This window comes from Fibrobacter sp. UWEL, assembly GCF_900142535.1.
Taxonomy (GTDB): Bacteria; Fibrobacterota; Fibrobacteria; order Fibrobacterales; family Fibrobacteraceae; genus Fibrobacter.
The window spans coordinates 70,821-85,154 of the sequence record NZ_FRBE01000009.1 but is presented as its reverse complement, the minus strand read 5'-3'; the positions used below and the strand labels follow the sequence as shown (position 1 = coordinate 85,154).

Below are 14,334 nucleotides of genomic sequence, written 5' to 3'. Positions count from 1 at the left end.
CGATAAACTTACAGGTTTTTGCCGAAAAATCTGTTTTCCCCATATTACAAGATGTACGGCTTTTGCTGGGTAAATCGCAAAAAAGCCCCCCAGCAGCACCGCTGGGGGACTCTTGTGTCTTAGGAGAGAAGAAATTTTAGCGATTCGCTATTACATGTCTTCCAGGGCCTTGCCCTTAGTTTCCGTAGTGAACTTTGCTACGAAGAAGAAGCTTATGGCTGCGAATGCCGTATAGATCATGTAGGTCGGGCCTACACCGATGCCGTTTTCGCCGACCAGGACCGGGAAGGACCAGCTGACCAGGAAGTTAGCGCCCCACTGTGCAAGACCGCAAACGGAGATGGCCACAGCGCGGATTCGGTTGTTGAACATTTCGCCCAGCATAACCCACATGACAGGGCCCCAAGTTGCAGCGAAGAAGGTCACATAGAGGTTTGCTGCGAAGAGAGCGATAATGCCTGCACCGTGGCTCAGCTGACCGTTTTCTGCGCCGAAGATGAAGCAGAGACCCAGAGTACCGAGAGTAACAGCCATGCCTGCAGAACCGATGAGGAGAAGGGGCTTACGACCGATCTTATCGATAAGGAGGACTGCTGCGATAGTCATGGTCAGGTTAATGCCGCTGGATACCAAGCTGGTAAGGAATGCATCGCTTTCGCCGAAGCCAACGCTCTGCCAAAGCATGGTACCATAGTAGAAGATCACGTTAATACCCACAAGCTGCTGGAGGATAGCGATGCCGAGGCCTGCCCAGACAACGGGAGCGATGCGCTTCTTGCCGCCAACCATTTCCAGAAGGTCAGAAAGCTTTGCAGGCTTTTCGTTCTTGAAGGTCTGATGAATGGAGTCAATTTCTGCTTCCACACCATCGGAGTTGATCATGCTCAAAACCTTCTTGGCTTCGTCCAGACGGCCCTTGCTTACCAGGTAGCGGGGAGATTCCGGAAGGGTGTATGCTGCGATACCGTAGATGAGTGCCGGGATTGCTTCAACCCAGAACATCACCTTCCAGGCTTCGAAGCCCATGATGGGACGGCTTGCAGAACCTGCAATGCGGACGATGAGGTAGTTGGAAAGCAGTGCGATGAAGATACCAATCACGATGGCGAACTGCTGCATGGAACCCAGACGGCCGCGGAGATGTGCGGGAGCAGTTTCTGCAATGTAGATCGGGGCAATGATGGAGGCCACACCGATACCCACGCCACCGATGACGCGCCACATAATGAAGTCAGCTACGGTGAAGGGGAGGCCGGAACCGATTGCGCTGACGAAGAAAAGAACGGAGGCTGCCAACATGCAGCGTACACGACCGAATTTATCTGCAAGACGACCTGCAAAGTAGGCACCCACAGCTGCGCCGATCAATGCCAGAGAAACGGCCAGACCCAACTGCATGTCGTTACAGTTGAAATAACCCTTAAGTGCCACGTTAGCGCCGTTGATCACTGAAGAGTCAAAGCCGAACAGGAAACCGCCGATTGCAGCGGAGAGAGTAATCATAATGACGTGCCCGAGATTGTACTTTGCAGTAGACATGTCGTACCTCTTATTATTGTTAGTTTGGTTGTTCTTTTGTTAAGTACGCGGTTAATATATATGTGATTTTCGTTACAAATTCCGTAAATTATAAAATCATATATTCCAACTTAGATTATTAGTTTGTATGCATTTTTGGTCTTTTTTTGGAAAATTTGGAATTTGTCATTTCTAAACCGGCTTTTGAAAGCTGGGCGTCTGATTATTTTCGAAAAATGTGCTGAAAAAATGACTTTTTTCGGGTGTGAGAAGCTACTTGATGACCCGTTTGGCGAAAAATGTCTGGGTTTTTATGAAAAGCGTCCTTGGAACCTTGGTTAGATTACTTGATTGGTGCCTCTTGGTGCAAAAGTTTCTAAATTTCAGCCGAAAATTTTAAAAAGGAACAATCATGTTCCGTGAAGTAAAAAAAGAAGAAACCTTCCCGCAGATCGAAGAGCGCGTGCTCGGATTGTGGGATAAGGATGATAGCTTTAAGAAGTCTCTGGACAGCCGTCCGGAAACTGCACCCTATACTTTCTACGATGGCCCTCCGTTTGCAGCAAAGCTGCAATCCTGTTCGCCTCGGTCATAAAAATATGCAAGCATATTTTTGCGACCCTCGGCTCCGTGGATTTGCAACTGGCCTTCCGCACTATGGTCACTTGCTGGCTGGTACCATCAAGGATATCGTTCCCCGTTACTGGACCATGAAGGGCAAGAAGGTTCCCCGCGGTTTCGGTTGGGACTGCCACGGTCTGCCTATTGAATCTCTGGTGCAGAACGAACTGGGTCTGGCTGGCGTTGCCGAAATCCAGAACCTGGGCGTAGATAAGTTTAACGAAACCTGCCGTAGCAAGGTTCTGAAGTACACCGGTGAATGGCGCAAGACTGTTCGTCGCATGGGCCGCTGGGTGGACTTCGACAAGGGCTACAAGACCATGGACAAGAACTTCATGGAATCTGTGTGGTGGGTGTTCAAGCAGTGCTTCGACAAGGGCCTCATCTATCAGGGCTACCGCATCCAGCCATACAGCCCGGCTCTTGCAACTCCGCTTTCCAATTTCGAAACCAACCAGGGCTATAAGGACCGTCAGGACCCGTCCTTGACTCTTATCTTCCCGCTGGTTTCCGACGACGCTAAGTTTGCTGGTTCCAACATCCTGGTTTGGACCACCACTCCTTGGACTCTTCCTTCCAACTTCGCTATTGCAGTGAAGGCTGACGCCGAATATGTTTGCGTAGAACAGGACGGCAAGAAGTTCTGGGTCATGGGTACACGCGCTGGCGCTTACTTCAAGCAGCCCAACATTGTGGACAAGTGCATGGGTTCTGACCTTGCTGGCCTCAAGTACGAAGCTTTGTTCCATATTAGCGACGCTTACGCCACCGCAGAGGAACTGGCCAAGCGTTATACCATCTACGTTGCCGATTTCGTTAGCGACGAAGACGGTGCCGGTGCTGTGCATATCGCTCCTTCCTTCGGTGAAGAAGACTTCCAGCTGGGCGCATCTCTTGGCCTGGGTCTTTTCGACCCGCTGGATACCGAAGGCAAGTTTACCGACAAGGTCCCCATGTGGCAGGGCCTGGGTGCAAAGGAAGCCGACAAGAGCATTATCGCCTACCTCAAGGAACAGGGCCGCGTGTTCAAGCACGAAACCTTCGTTCATAGCTACCCCCACTGCTGGCGTACCGGTGTGCCTCTGCTGTACCGCGCCCTCAAGACTTGGTTCTTGAAAATCGATGGCGAAGTTACCAACGCAGAAGGTGTGACCAAGACTCTGAAGGAATGGATGGTTGAAAACAACCAGACCGTGAACTGGGTTCCCGACCACATCAAGAGCGGTCGCTTCGGTAAGTGGATTGCCAACGCCCGCGACTGGAACCTTTCCCGTAACCGTTTCTGGGGTACCCCGATTCCTGTATGGATTGCTGACGACGGCGAAATGATCGCCGTGGGCTCCATCAAGGAACTGGCCGACCTCACCGGCGAAACTCTGGAAGACCTCCACAAGCACTTCGTGGATAAGATTGTCATCAAGAAGGATGGCAAGGAATTCAAGCGTACTCCGGAAGTGTTTGACTGCTGGTTCGAATCTGGCTCCATGCCTTATGCCAGCCGCCACTATCCGTTTGAAAACAAGGAACTGGTTGAAAAGTCCTTCCCGGCTGACTTCATTGCCGAAGGCCTTGACCAGACCCGCGGTTGGTTCTACACTCTGACCGTTCTTTCTAACGCTCTGTTCCAGAAGCCTGCCTTCAAGAACGTGATTGTGAATGGTATCATCCTGGCCGAAGACGGCTCCAAGATGAGTAAGTCCAAGAAGAACTATCCGGACCCCAACGAACTTATTGAACGCACCGGCGCAGACGCCATCCGTCTGTTCCTCATCAACTCTGCTGCCCTTAAGGCCGAAGACCTGCGTTTCTCCGAAGAAGGTGTGAAGGGTATCGTGAAGCAGGTGATGCTCCCGCTGTGGAACGCCGTTAGCTTCTTCGTTTCTAACCACAACGCCGACGCCGCCAAGGGCCAGCTCAACTGGAATCCGGGTGAAGTGGTGAAGTCCGAAAACGAACTGGACCGCTGGATGCTTGCAACCTTGCAGGATCTGGCCGCCAAGGTCGAAGTGGAAATGAAGGCTTACCGTTTGTACAACGTGGTGCCTGCAATCATCGCCGCTGTGGATGACCTGACCAACTGGTACGTCCGTCGTAGCCGCCGCCGTTTCTGGAAGTCTGAAAACGATGGCGACAAGAATGCAGCTTACGCTACCATGTACAAGGTGCTGGTGGACTTCAGCAAGATTCTTGCTCCGTTCCTGCCGCTCCTGGCCGAAGAAATCTACCAGATTCTCGTTCGCGAAGTGGATGCCAACGCACCTGTTAGCGTTCACCTCTGTGAATTCCCCAGCGCAGACGAATCCTTGAAGGACGAAGCCCTGGTGCAGCGTATCGCAATGGTCCGCGGCATGGTGGAAATGGGCCGTGCAATTCGCGCTACGAACAACGTAAAGAACCGTATGCCGATTGCTAGCATGACTGTGGTGCCCCATGGTGCTGTAGAAAAGGACGTTGCCGAAACCATGAAGGACCTCATCCTCGAAGAATTGAACGTTCGCGAAATGAAGTTCCTTGAAGACGAAACCGTTCTGGTGAAGCTTACCGCAAAGCCCAACTTCCTGGGTATCAAGGCCAAGGGGCCTGAATACGCTAAGAACATGAAGGTCATCTCTGCAAAGCTTAACAGCCTGAGCGCTGACGAAATCAAGGCCCTGCAGGGTGGTGAGACCATCAAGTTCGAATTCGGCGAAGTCGGTGCTGACTGCTTGATGATCCAGCGCATTGTGCCGGAAGGCCTTGCCGTGGATGCTGACAGCCACTTCACTGTTGCTCTCGATTTGAACGTGACCGACGAGCTGCGCCGTGCTTGCGTCGCCCGCGAACTGGTCAACCGAATCCAGAACCGCCGTAAGGATCAGAACTACACTATCACCGACAAGATCGAAGTGACCTTGTTCTCTGAAAGTGACATGTTCAAGCAGGCTGTTGCTGAGAATGAAGCTTACGTTGCGGGCGAGACTCAGGCTGTGGCCATCAAGTGGGCTGCTTCCGCAGAAGGCCTCGAAGCCAACGATGCCGACGGCGAAGCATTCAGCTTTACTACTGTAAAAGCCTAACAAGGCGAACGTCGCGAAGTGCCCAAGCTTAATAGCCTCTGCGTGTCATCCCCGGCTAGACCGGGGACCTAGCTAAAAATAAGTCCTCGAAGTTCAAAAACTTCGGGGACTTGTTTTCTTTTACTGCAGTTCTTTCTTTAAAAATTCTTCCAGTGTTTCTTTCTGCGGGAGTGCGAGCATGTAGGTGGACACGAATAATTTGTTGTCCATTCCTGCCAGGGCGTATTCAACCATCTTTTTCCCCTTCTTTGTGCAGAGTAGAATCCCAACGGGAGGGTTGTCTCCTTCATTCATTTGCAAAGTAGTATTCATCGTCAATGACAATGCGTTTTTGACGTGCTTCGAAACAGAATCCTTTTCCCATTTCCAAAAGGAATTCTTGCAGGTGGTCCATGATGGCGCCTTCCAAGTCGTTTTCATTAAATTGTCTTGCTGGCAGATTCAAAAATTCAAATGTAAAAGGCTCCTTTATTCCATAGCTCAATGTCTGATTGCTTTTTGTCTGTTCAAGCAGTTTCTTGGGATCCTGGCTTATTCCTGCTCGGAAGAATAGATTCGTGGCGATTTGCCTGCGGAGTTCTTTTACGCTCCAACAGCATTTGATACACTCCGTTTCGTAGAAGAAACGTGCGAATGGATCGTCTACGGTCATGATTTCTCGAATATGAGAAAATGAAAGGTTTTCGATAATGCGATGTGCCGGTGTTTCGAATTGGTGCGACGGCGTCGCACTTATTCCGGAGAGATAATCCTTGATTTTTGGGTAGATTAAGTAAAACTGCCTAGAAATTTTAAACAATGTCTCGTTTAACCCTCTGGTATTTAAACGGGCTTCAATGCTCTTTAACAGCTTTTCGCCGTACTTTGCACGATCCAAGCCTTTTTGCTCGTATTCTACGATATAATAACCAATTAGGTAATTCCTAATGGTGGCGAGTTTGTTTACCGCCTTTACCGATGCGGAATAGGTGTTCTTGTGGATCTGCTCCAGAGAATACGCTAGTTTTTCAAATGTTTGCGGTTTGGCGTTTTCCCATCCACTGGGCAATTTGAAATCGGAAATTTGACTGGACATAGTATCTCCTTGAAAAAAGAAAAACATCTGTATTGAACAGATGTTTTGGAGATACTTTTCCGAACCTCGGGCAGAATTATAGCTAATTAAGGATTGCTGGCAAGGTGGGATTTGTAATTTGTTTGTAAAAGATGACTGTTTCTCTATCTTATCTGTTTGCCTATTTCAGAAACGATTCTTTTAAGAATTTCTAATTCCGCATTGGAAAATTTTGTCATTCTGCTGATTTGTAATTTCCAAAATTCAAAGGAATCTTTTGGAGAATCGCAATGGTTTAAAATTTTGACGATTTCGTCTTTCCATTTGTTTATGTTGGCTATGATTTTGGGAACCTTGACTCCGTAAACGATTTCTTGACCACCTGCAGAAAAAGTATCGCGGAAAGAGGGGTTGATTATACCTTGAGTTTTTAACAACCATTTGCATGCGTTGTTGTAATCACCTTCGATGACCTTGGGAGACTTAATCAGCATTTCGGCCTTGTAATGGTCTTTTTCTTTTGCTGTTAGTTCATTCCAAAAATGAATTTTAGAATTGATTAAATTTTCTGCAAACAATTGTTCGTCCAAATCTTGTGAACTGACCTCTTGAACATTTGGACTATACCACCAAAGGGAATCTTCTTCGTTGTTTGCTTCTTTTGATGTTTTCTTCGACTCTATTAAGTATGATTTGAATGCGTCAAATGGATTTTGCATTTGACGTACATCTTCATAAGGTTTGCAAATTTTATTGAAAAGAGATTCATTTCCATTTTGGTTCATATCCAACATATAGCGTGGACTATGAGTAACGGCAACATTGGAAACGCATTCTTCAAATGGTCGGTATTTGATTTCAAAGGGATTCTGCTTTGCACAGAAAACTTGAATTCTGCTAACGTCAGGAATCCTTGTTGATTCCATGATGCTTCCTCCCATGACCTTCCATGAATTTGATTTTGAACTCAATGTTTTGACTTCTATGCCAAATGCTTCTTTTGCGTTAATTCTTGCAACGATATCAGGAAATTTATGTCCGCTAATATATTGGATTTCCCAAGGTAGTTGCAGTTCATTTGCGGAAACGGAAACCGCTTCGCTGACATCTAGTTCAAATGTTTTCCAAAAATCATTGTTGCAAGAAGTATGGTGATTTGCTTGAAGTTTTATTTTTGTGCAATCAAGTAGTTTTTGAAAATTGACAATAGTTTGCTGTTCATTGGGATTGAGATTTTGACCGACTGATATTGACATAATCATTCTCCAAATAAGTCTTTCCAAATGATTTCGAGTCTTTTTCCGATCGCATATCCGAGAAGGGGAGGTACTGCATTTCCAATTACTTTGTAAGCTTCCGATGAATTGACTTTTTCGTTGCCATCGTTAAAGATGAACTCGTAATTGTCTGGGAACGTTTGTATACGAGCGCATTCACGTACACTCAATCTTCTTTCGGGCAGCCCTTTTTTCAATTCGGAAGTGTGCGTGCCTCCATGTTCTTCACTTAATCTTCGGAATTCAATGTTGCCATGATGTTCGCTGCGGATTGTCGGTCCGATGTCATTCAAATTGACTTCGGAACTGCCTTGCATTTTTCCGTAGTATTTTGCTTTTGAAAAACTTTGCTGAGCCTTGTCATCAGATGATTCTGGTTCTTTTAAGTCAATAAACGCATCTTTACAAGTCACGATGTCTTGTAGTCCTTCGCCATGGGTTTTGGGAGGATATGGATAATATTTGGATTCTGCACCAAGTTCTTCTAGATTTGCTAGAATCTCTTGGTTTGCGTATTTTCGTGATATTCCGATAAAAACAACGCGCTCTCTACTTTGCGGAACACCGTATTCCCATGCTTTTAATACTTGGGCGTCGACTACGCAGTATCCTTCGTCGATGTTTCTAAAATCAGTTTCAATGATTCTCTTTGCATCGCCGAGTGAAACTAGTCCTTTGACGTTTTCTGCGATGAATATTTTGGGCTTGACGATTTCAATAACTTGTTTCATCCACAAATATAGTGTGCCCCTAGATTCGTTGTCTGCATGATCTTCTTTCTTTCCGTTATGGCTTTTTTGTGAATCAAATCCAAGTCGCTTACCAGCAACAGAAAAGTCTTGGCAAGGAAAGCCTCCTGTAACAACATCAATGTTTTCGGGAAAAGAAAAAGTTCCTTCGTTATGTTTTTTTACAAGATCAACAATAGATTCCAGATGGTATACTCCATCTACGTCCTTTCGTTTACTGAAAAAATGATTCCAAGATTTCTTTGCACATGGAAGTATGTCGTTAGCGAATACGGTCTCAAAGCGATTATGTTTGAGTATGACCGAATTTTTGCCTGCAGATTCCTTTACCCAGTTAGGATGAATTTGCTCGTTCACGGACTTTCTTAAAACAGTGAAGCCGCCTTCAAGACCTAAGTCAAGGCCGCCGCAGCCGGAAAATAAAGAAAGGACCCTAAGGGTGTTCTTTCTAGACGTCATATCGCCTCGGTGTTCCAAAGGAACAGGTGAAATTTTCCGTTTTCACTTCTGTTCTGGGTACACCTGTGGCGTGCCAGCTTAAAGCAAGTTCAAAAAGAACTCATCCGGATGGATGAGTCCCCATTGATCCTGTTCTTGGTGTGTTAAAAGTTGGTCGTTTTCAAGGACACAAGAACGGGAGCAAAAACATTTGTTCTGCCCTCGTTCAACCGTTTTGTCCAAAGAAAAAGCGTGAACCGTAAGGCCTGTCTGTCCTTAGGCAACGACCAAGAAGCCCACACAACGACAAGCACAAACGATCCACGCCAATTATGACGTGAATTATCTGCCTCGTCCTTGGTTGCTAAAAGATTGGTCGTGTTTTAAGGACACAAGAACAAGAGCATAACTCTAAAAACCAGGTCGCCCGGCTAGGCATTCGCCAAGCAAGGCTATGTCACCCTGAATATAGCATAAAAAAGTCCCGCGGTGTGCGAAGACTTCGTTTTTGTGGGAGAATATCTGTTCTTCTTCGTTCGAGGTCATTTTTTTTGACCTTGGTTGGCGTTTTGTCGGATGTCTTTCGTAATTCAATTGTTATCTTTCGCCTAAAAAGGTTTATCGTTATGAATGTTTTGTCTTTGCCTAAACATTATCGCACTCGTTTGCTTCGCGAAACGAACTGTATTCACAAAGAACCAATTCCCTCAAAGCTGCTCGAAAAGCTTTTGAATGCTTGCAAAAAGGACGTCGTCGAGGATATCCATTTCTGCACGACGCCTGCGGTCGAGATGGATGATGTTTGCGAACAAAGATTGCTGAAGGCTGAATATATTGATGTCTTAATGGACCGTATCCCGAAAATCTTTGAGAGCTTTGTCAAGTATTCTGGCGAGTTTGAATACCAGCTGTTTTTGATTTTTATGCTTAGAGAATACAGAACTCAGCTGCCCTATAACGAGATGTTTCCTGGAAAGAATCCTGAGGAGTTCAACCTTCCGAAAATGGACGACCGCATTTTTAAGTTTGTGGAACAGAACTTGTCTATTGGATTTATGTTCCTTTTTGGAACAAATGAAGATAATCTATCCTTGGTTGTCCCGGATGAATTCTTTGATATCGCTCGGAAGACGAAGCGTTCCATGGCTGGTTTCCATGACTATTGCAAGGTCTATGCCAACCTCTATGGTATTTGCCATGCGGATACGGTCATCAGTAAGTGGAATATGGACCATCGGGAATGTTCCTTGACAAAGAGTAAAGGCATTGCTGCCATCAACGAATGTTCCTTGTTTAGCCGCTATTTCACCTGCTATGATGATTGTTTGTGCAACTGGAGTGTTGAAACTGCCGAAGTGATGGAAACAATCGTCGAAGGTCGTAAGCCTCATATGCCGTACAAGCCGACGGACAAGGAATTTTCGGAATGGCTCAATTATGTTGACGATATCAATGAGAATCTTGATGAATTCAAAACCATTCAAGACCATTTCGTAAAGTATTCGGAGAAGCCTAGTTACGCCGAATTCAAGGCGCAGTGCCTGTTGGATGATTTGCGCATAGGAATGGAGCATCCGACAGCAATTATTGAAAAGTATCGCGAGGAAATAGGTTTTACTCGAATTGATTTGGATAAAATAACGCCGATTATTAGCGCTATCATGGAACTGAACAATAAGGCCAGGCTTTGGGTCACCTATGGAAACTCGCCAGATGAGTTGTCTCCATCTCGGGACTCGTCGTTTGGCTTACAAAATGTAAAACCGAGCGCACCGTTTGTTCTCTCGTCGCCGAAGGTAGGGCGAAACGATCCGTGTCCATGCGGCAGCGGCCTTAAGTTCAAGAAATGCTGCGGCAAGATGGTGAATTAGGAAAAAAACGTCCTGAAAAAACTTGCTGGAAATGATGCTTTTAAAAGAGATTGTTATCTCTTTAGAAATTCCATTGCAAACTCAACGTTGGTTTCGCCATTTGATTTTTCAAATTGAATTTTCTTGAAATGGTTTAGAATTTCTTGATCAAGTAAGGGATTGTCTGACGTTGACTTGATCACGATTGCTTCAATTACGGTCCCGTCTTTACTGATTTGCATCTTTAACGATAGTGTCCCGGAGTATTCGTTTTCGGTTGTGTTTCTTCGGCATACATATCGTACTGTTCCCATGTAGATCTTTATTTTTCTTAAAACTTTTTCTTGTGGAAGGCTTCCCTTGATTGCAGTTTTGTTTTCGTCCCAAAGGACTTTTGGTGGAAGTCTCGGTGGAACGTAAAACTTGATGCTAGTCAAAGCTTTATTTACATCAGACATATCTTGAATGCATTCTTCTTTGCCCAAGGCGATTTTGTTCATATATACGCAATCGGAATATTTAATGTATATATCGATTAAACGTGCCATTTCTTTATGACATGTTATGGTTGAGTCTGAATCGCAATAGTGCGTTAGTTTGACTCTTTTTGGGTCTGGATCGGTAGGGCCACTAATGCATCCTTTGTCGGTTATGCCACTTGCCCAGCCACCCATGTGCTCTTCCATTGTGTAATCGGTGATTTTGTGGACGAAACTGTCTTGTTGGTTTGTGTTGTGTTCTCTAGTTTGTGGTTGAAGATACAATTCTTCTTTTATAGAATCCAGCGTGTTGGATGATTGGTCATTGACTGAATTGGATGATGTTTCTTTTACTTGGGGAGTATCCTTGTTCTGTGAACAGGAAAGCAGAGCAAAGGCAATGGTGATAAATAAGCTCTTGATGGTTGTATCTAATAAAAACATAAGCACCTCAATCAAAAGATAATGTGAATGAGATGACATAAAGTGTCATGATGAATATTTTTACAAAAGCACCCCGTTTTTATTTGCTCACCTTTTCTGCCCACTCGGCTTCCTTGAATCCAACCAACACAAAATCTTTGCCTACTGCCATGGGACGCTTTACCAGCATTCCGTTGCTGGCTAGTAGCTTGAACTGTTCTTCTTCGCTCATGGTGGGGAGCTTGTCCTTCAGCTGCAAATCCTTGTACAAAAGGCCGCTGGTGTTGAAGAATTTCTTGAGAGGGAGACCGCTTTTGGCGTGCCATTCCTTAAGTTCATCTATAGAAGGGTTGTCTTCCTTGATATCGCGAAACTCATAGGAAACGTTGTTGGCGTCAAGCCACTTCTGTGCCTTCTGGCAAGTGGTGCATTTGGGGTAGCATAAAAAGATCATGATGATAGCCTGTGAAAAACTATTCGCTAGAATATAAAAAAGCCGATGCTCAATAAAATCGTCAATTGTATGGAAATGATGAGAACTGCAAGTTCTCTTTTAAAAGATGGTTTCTTGAAGAAGGCTGCAGCCAAGGGCCATAGGGCGGCGGTCAGCAAAATGAATTCCCACAATAGAAATGCTTGACCGAATACGAATACTTCGTATTCAAATGAATGTGAGTTTTGTGGGGTGTCAGTTTCTGAAATTAAATAGAAGACGGTCCACGGAATGACCCAAATCAAGGCTACCCATACGAACTTCTTGAAAAACGTTCTAAATTCAAAACGTCCAATTTTCAATTCAATGAAAAAATTGACCGCGTTAACAAGGCTCCATAAGAAAATAAGCGGGAAGAACAAAAGTCCCGATCCGTTGTCTCCTGGTAGTTTTACTCCGGCGAAAAAAATAATGGCTAAATAAGCCAATGGGCCTAAGGACCCAATGGCTTGTACTAGAATTGCTGCAGCAAAAGTCTTGGTATTCCGTTTACCAGAGCTTCCGTTTGACATTGTCGAAGTGTTTTCGGTAGGTGTTGTCATCCATTTTTTCTCGAAACACTTCGTATTGTCCCCAGGGTGTTTGCCGAACTTTGAATAAACCATTAGTTCTTGCTTCCCATAGCGCACGAAGCATTTGCTCTTTGCTTGTTAGATACCATCGATTCAATCCGTTTTTTCGCCCAATTTCGTTGTTGAGCAAGTCTGCGGTTGAATCTGCATCATCTAAATTACTAAAAAAGCGCTTGCTTGTGTCGGGACTATAATTTACTTCGTGACATTCTCCGATTTTTCTCGCGATGTATGCTGAGTGTTTGGATGTAATATCGGCCTGCCACATTACGTGTCTTAGAGCTCCAGCCCAAGAGCCTCTGTCGTCTTGTGCTGGGCTTTCGTTTTTAATCGCCTCGGCGAAGTTTATTGCTTTACTTGTGCAAGAGTATGAATGAGAAAAAACAATTCGTGCGACGGCGTCGCACGAATCAAATTTTCCCATTTTCGATTATTTTGTCCTCTCCGCCCACTCAGTTTCCTTGAATCCGACCAGCACGAAATTCTATCCGCACATGCTGCCGGTTTCCAGTTCCCTGCGAAGGTATTGGTAGTTGTGTCCAACGCTTTGGTAATAGAAACCGCTTTTGATGTCCAGAATCTTGTCGTATAACTCTGAATTGAAAAATTGCGACATGGCATCAAGCATGCTCAGGTGATAATCCTTCATCAAACAGAGTATTAGGTTCTTCACGAGGGAATCTACGATTGACTTTTCTTCGCGGCTCATAGGGCTCCTCCATTTTTCTTGCAGACTTCCAAAAGGATTTCGGATTCTGCTTTTGGAGTTTCATTCTTGTTTGATTCAAAGTTCTGGTCAATGAAATTAAGAGCTTTGAATCGGTTCAGGTAGGCGAAGGCCTGCTTTGTTGAAAGCGCGTGTTCCTTGGCAAAGGAATCAATGCAGGCCAAAGTGAAAAGGACTTTTTCCTGGTTTTCGACGTCCATTTTGATTTCTCGAGAGCAGACTAGTTCATGACGCAACGGACGGAGTAGGCGATGTCCTTGTTGTATTCCCTAAAGTCGTAGCTTGCGTCGCTGATTGTAATTAGGGTGGCGCGGACTTCGTCTTTTTCGTTATTGGTCCAGAAATTTGCGCTGACTCCCATATCCACAGATTTTGCCTGGTAGTAGCGGAATCCTGCGGCGGGGATGGCTGCGCGGCTTTCTGCGGCGGAATCCTTCATGAATGATTCGTATTCGGCACGAGTGGGCAGATGCCAATTGGCGGGGCAGGCGGTTTCGGCTGCGCTCCAGGTGTACAGCCTTCCGTACTGATTGCAGTTGCTTTCGTCATCGCTGTAGCAGTAGCTGGATGTTGTGTAGTAATCCAGGTTTTCTGCCATCCATACTTTTCCGTCGACCTTGACGGTTTTGTAATTCTTTTCAAAGCAAGAAAGCGTGGCGGAGGATTCGTCGTATTTGCAGAGGTGTTCCTGTGCGCATCCGCAGAACAGGATGCAGAACAATGCGCTGCATGCAAAAGCGATTTGGTTCATTGCATTAGGCATGGGTTACCTCCTTTTCCAGCTTTTCGTCCTGATGCTTGTTGATGAAGTAGACGACCATATTGGCGGAAACGACTACGAAATTCAACCAGTAAATCAAGAATACGTAATTGAAATTGCCGATGAAGATTTTTGCACTAATGCCAGCGATGTAACCAATAAGGATGAGAAGGTTGAACTTGAAACTCATTCCTTTGGCGGAGTGGATCTTGATGTTTTTGATGAGGGAAATGGGCCAGGAAAGTCCAAAGCAGATGAGCATTGTGGCTTCAAGAACGTTTTGCATTTTTTTTGCTCCTTTGTTGTTTTACGGAGCA

Annotated in this window: 14 protein-coding genes and 1 pseudogene; 3 read left to right on the top strand and 12 right to left on the bottom strand. The window is 45.4% G+C overall.

Annotated features, from left to right (window positions below; translation table 11 throughout):
• Window positions 1-150: 150 nt before the first annotated feature.
• Window positions 151-1,539 (bottom strand): sugar porter family MFS transporter, encoded by a 1,389-nt coding sequence (locus BUB59_RS07520; RefSeq protein WP_073227945.1) that lies wholly within the window; start codon window positions 1,537-1,539, stop codon window positions 151-153.
• A 391-nt stretch (window positions 1,540-1,930) separates the two neighbouring features.
• Here BUB59_RS07520 and BUB59_RS15620 point away from each other — a divergent pair, with 391 nt between their 5' ends.
• Both BUB59_RS15620 and ileS read left to right on the top strand, forming a co-directional pair.
• Window positions 1,931-2,113: a hypothetical protein gene (locus tag BUB59_RS15620; RefSeq protein WP_234979993.1), complete on the top strand. Its 183-nt coding sequence runs from the start codon at window positions 1,931-1,933 to the stop codon at window positions 2,111-2,113.
• A 4-nt stretch (window positions 2,114-2,117) separates the two neighbouring features.
• Window positions 2,118-5,195, top strand: a complete 3,078-nt coding sequence (ileS, locus tag BUB59_RS07510) for an isoleucine--tRNA ligase (RefSeq protein ID WP_234979992.1) — start codon at window positions 2,118-2,120, stop codon at window positions 5,193-5,195.
• A gap of 120 nt (window positions 5,196-5,315) precedes the next feature.
• Here the strand turns inward: ileS and BUB59_RS07505 are convergent.
• From BUB59_RS07505 to BUB59_RS07495, 3 genes and pseudogenes are all read right to left on the bottom strand, one after another.
• Window positions 5,316-6,270 (bottom strand): annotated as a pseudogene (locus BUB59_RS07505) (PDDEXK nuclease domain-containing protein).
• A gap of 143 nt (window positions 6,271-6,413) precedes the next feature.
• A complete protein-coding gene (locus BUB59_RS07500; protein WP_143160277.1) occupies window positions 6,414-7,505 on the bottom strand; it encodes a hypothetical protein in 1,092 nt (363 codons plus the stop codon).
• Between the two features lie 2 nt (window positions 7,506-7,507).
• Window positions 7,508-8,734 (bottom strand): DNA cytosine methyltransferase, encoded by a 1,227-nt coding sequence (locus BUB59_RS07495; RefSeq protein WP_073227936.1) that lies wholly within the window; start codon window positions 8,732-8,734, stop codon window positions 7,508-7,510.
• A 605-nt stretch (window positions 8,735-9,339) separates the two neighbouring features.
• Here BUB59_RS07495 and BUB59_RS15180 point away from each other — a divergent pair.
• Window positions 9,340-10,584 (top strand): YecA family protein, encoded by a 1,245-nt coding sequence (locus BUB59_RS15180; RefSeq protein ID WP_073227932.1) that lies wholly within the window; start codon window positions 9,340-9,342, stop codon window positions 10,582-10,584.
• 53 nt (window positions 10,585-10,637) lie between these two features.
• Here the strand turns inward: BUB59_RS15180 and BUB59_RS07485 are convergent, their stop codons facing one another.
• The 8 genes from BUB59_RS07485 to BUB59_RS07450 all read right to left on the bottom strand — a co-directional run bounded on the left by BUB59_RS07485 (window position 10,638) and on the right by BUB59_RS07450 (window position 14,303).
• Window positions 10,638-11,486 (bottom strand): energy transducer TonB, encoded by an 849-nt coding sequence (locus BUB59_RS07485; RefSeq protein WP_143160276.1) that lies wholly within the window; start codon window positions 11,484-11,486, stop codon window positions 10,638-10,640.
• A 79-nt stretch (window positions 11,487-11,565) separates the two neighbouring features.
• Complete coding sequence (locus BUB59_RS07480) at window positions 11,566-11,919, bottom strand: arsenate reductase family protein (protein ID WP_073227926.1); 354 nt, start codon at window positions 11,917-11,919, stop codon at window positions 11,566-11,568.
• A gap of 26 nt (window positions 11,920-11,945) precedes the next feature.
• Window positions 11,946-12,470, bottom strand: a complete 525-nt coding sequence (locus BUB59_RS07475) for a hypothetical protein (RefSeq protein ID WP_073227924.1) — start codon at window positions 12,468-12,470, stop codon at window positions 11,946-11,948.
• Complete coding sequence (locus BUB59_RS07470; protein WP_073227921.1) at window positions 12,448-12,954, bottom strand: DUF6973 domain-containing protein; 507 nt, start codon at window positions 12,952-12,954, stop codon at window positions 12,448-12,450. Before BUB59_RS07470 ends, BUB59_RS07475 begins: the two co-directional genes overlap by 23 nt.
• 60 nt (window positions 12,955-13,014) lie before the next feature.
• Window positions 13,015-13,239 carry a hypothetical protein gene (locus BUB59_RS07465; protein WP_073227917.1) on the bottom strand — a complete coding sequence of 75 codons (225 nt, stop codon included), beginning with the start codon at window positions 13,237-13,239 and terminating at the stop codon, window positions 13,015-13,017.
• Entirely contained in the window at window positions 13,236-13,457 is a 222-nt protein-coding gene (locus tag BUB59_RS07460; protein ID WP_073227914.1) for a DUF3791 domain-containing protein, read from the bottom strand. Before BUB59_RS07460 ends, BUB59_RS07465 begins: the two co-directional genes overlap by 4 nt.
• 20 nt (window positions 13,458-13,477) lie before the next feature.
• A complete protein-coding gene (locus BUB59_RS07455; protein ID WP_083540228.1) occupies window positions 13,478-14,020 on the bottom strand; it encodes an FISUMP domain-containing protein in 543 nt (180 codons plus the stop codon).
• Complete coding sequence (locus BUB59_RS07450) at window positions 14,013-14,303, bottom strand: hypothetical protein (RefSeq protein ID WP_073227911.1); 291 nt, start codon at window positions 14,301-14,303, stop codon at window positions 14,013-14,015. The genes BUB59_RS07455 and BUB59_RS07450 overlap by 8 nt, the downstream gene beginning before the upstream one ends.
• Window positions 14,304-14,334: the final 31 nt, after the last annotated feature.

Excerpts from the sequence above, each read along its gene's own strand:
- BUB59_RS15620 (WP_234979993.1), top strand. The coding sequence starts at position 1,931 with ATGTTCCGTGAAGTAAAAAAAGAAGAAACCTTCCCGCAGATCGAAGAG.
- BUB59_RS07520 (WP_073227945.1), bottom strand. The coding sequence starts at position 1,539 with ATGTCTACTGCAAAGTACAATCTCGGGCACGTCATTATGATTACTCTC.
- BUB59_RS07475 (WP_073227924.1), bottom strand. The coding sequence starts at position 12,470 with ATGTCAAACGGAAGCTCTGGTAAACGGAATACCAAGACTTTTGCTGCA.
- BUB59_RS15180 (WP_073227932.1), top strand. The coding sequence starts at position 9,340 with ATGAATGTTTTGTCTTTGCCTAAACATTATCGCACTCGTTTGCTTCGC.
- BUB59_RS07500 (WP_143160277.1), bottom strand. The coding sequence starts at position 7,505 with ATGTCAATATCAGTCGGTCAAAATCTCAATCCCAATGAACAGCAAACT.
- BUB59_RS07450 (WP_073227911.1), bottom strand. The coding sequence starts at position 14,303 with ATGCAAAACGTTCTTGAAGCCACAATGCTCATCTGCTTTGGACTTTCC.
- BUB59_RS07460 (WP_073227914.1), bottom strand. The coding sequence starts at position 13,457 with ATGGACGTCGAAAACCAGGAAAAAGTCCTTTTCACTTTGGCCTGCATT.
- BUB59_RS07465 (WP_073227917.1), bottom strand. The coding sequence starts at position 13,239 with ATGAGCCGCGAAGAAAAGTCAATCGTAGATTCCCTCGTGAAGAACCTA.
- ileS (WP_234979992.1), top strand. The coding sequence starts at position 2,118 with ATGCAAGCATATTTTTGCGACCCTCGGCTCCGTGGATTTGCAACTGGC.
- BUB59_RS07455 (WP_083540228.1), bottom strand. The coding sequence starts at position 14,020 with ATGCCTAATGCAATGAACCAAATCGCTTTTGCATGCAGCGCATTGTTC.
- BUB59_RS07480 (WP_073227926.1), bottom strand. The coding sequence starts at position 11,919 with ATGATCTTTTTATGCTACCCCAAATGCACCACTTGCCAGAAGGCACAG.
- BUB59_RS07495 (WP_073227936.1), bottom strand. The coding sequence starts at position 8,734 with ATGACGTCTAGAAAGAACACCCTTAGGGTCCTTTCTTTATTTTCCGGC.
- BUB59_RS07470 (WP_073227921.1), bottom strand. The coding sequence starts at position 12,954 with ATGGGAAAATTTGATTCGTGCGACGCCGTCGCACGAATTGTTTTTTCT.
- BUB59_RS07485 (WP_143160276.1), bottom strand. The coding sequence starts at position 11,486 with ATGTTTTTATTAGATACAACCATCAAGAGCTTATTTATCACCATTGCC.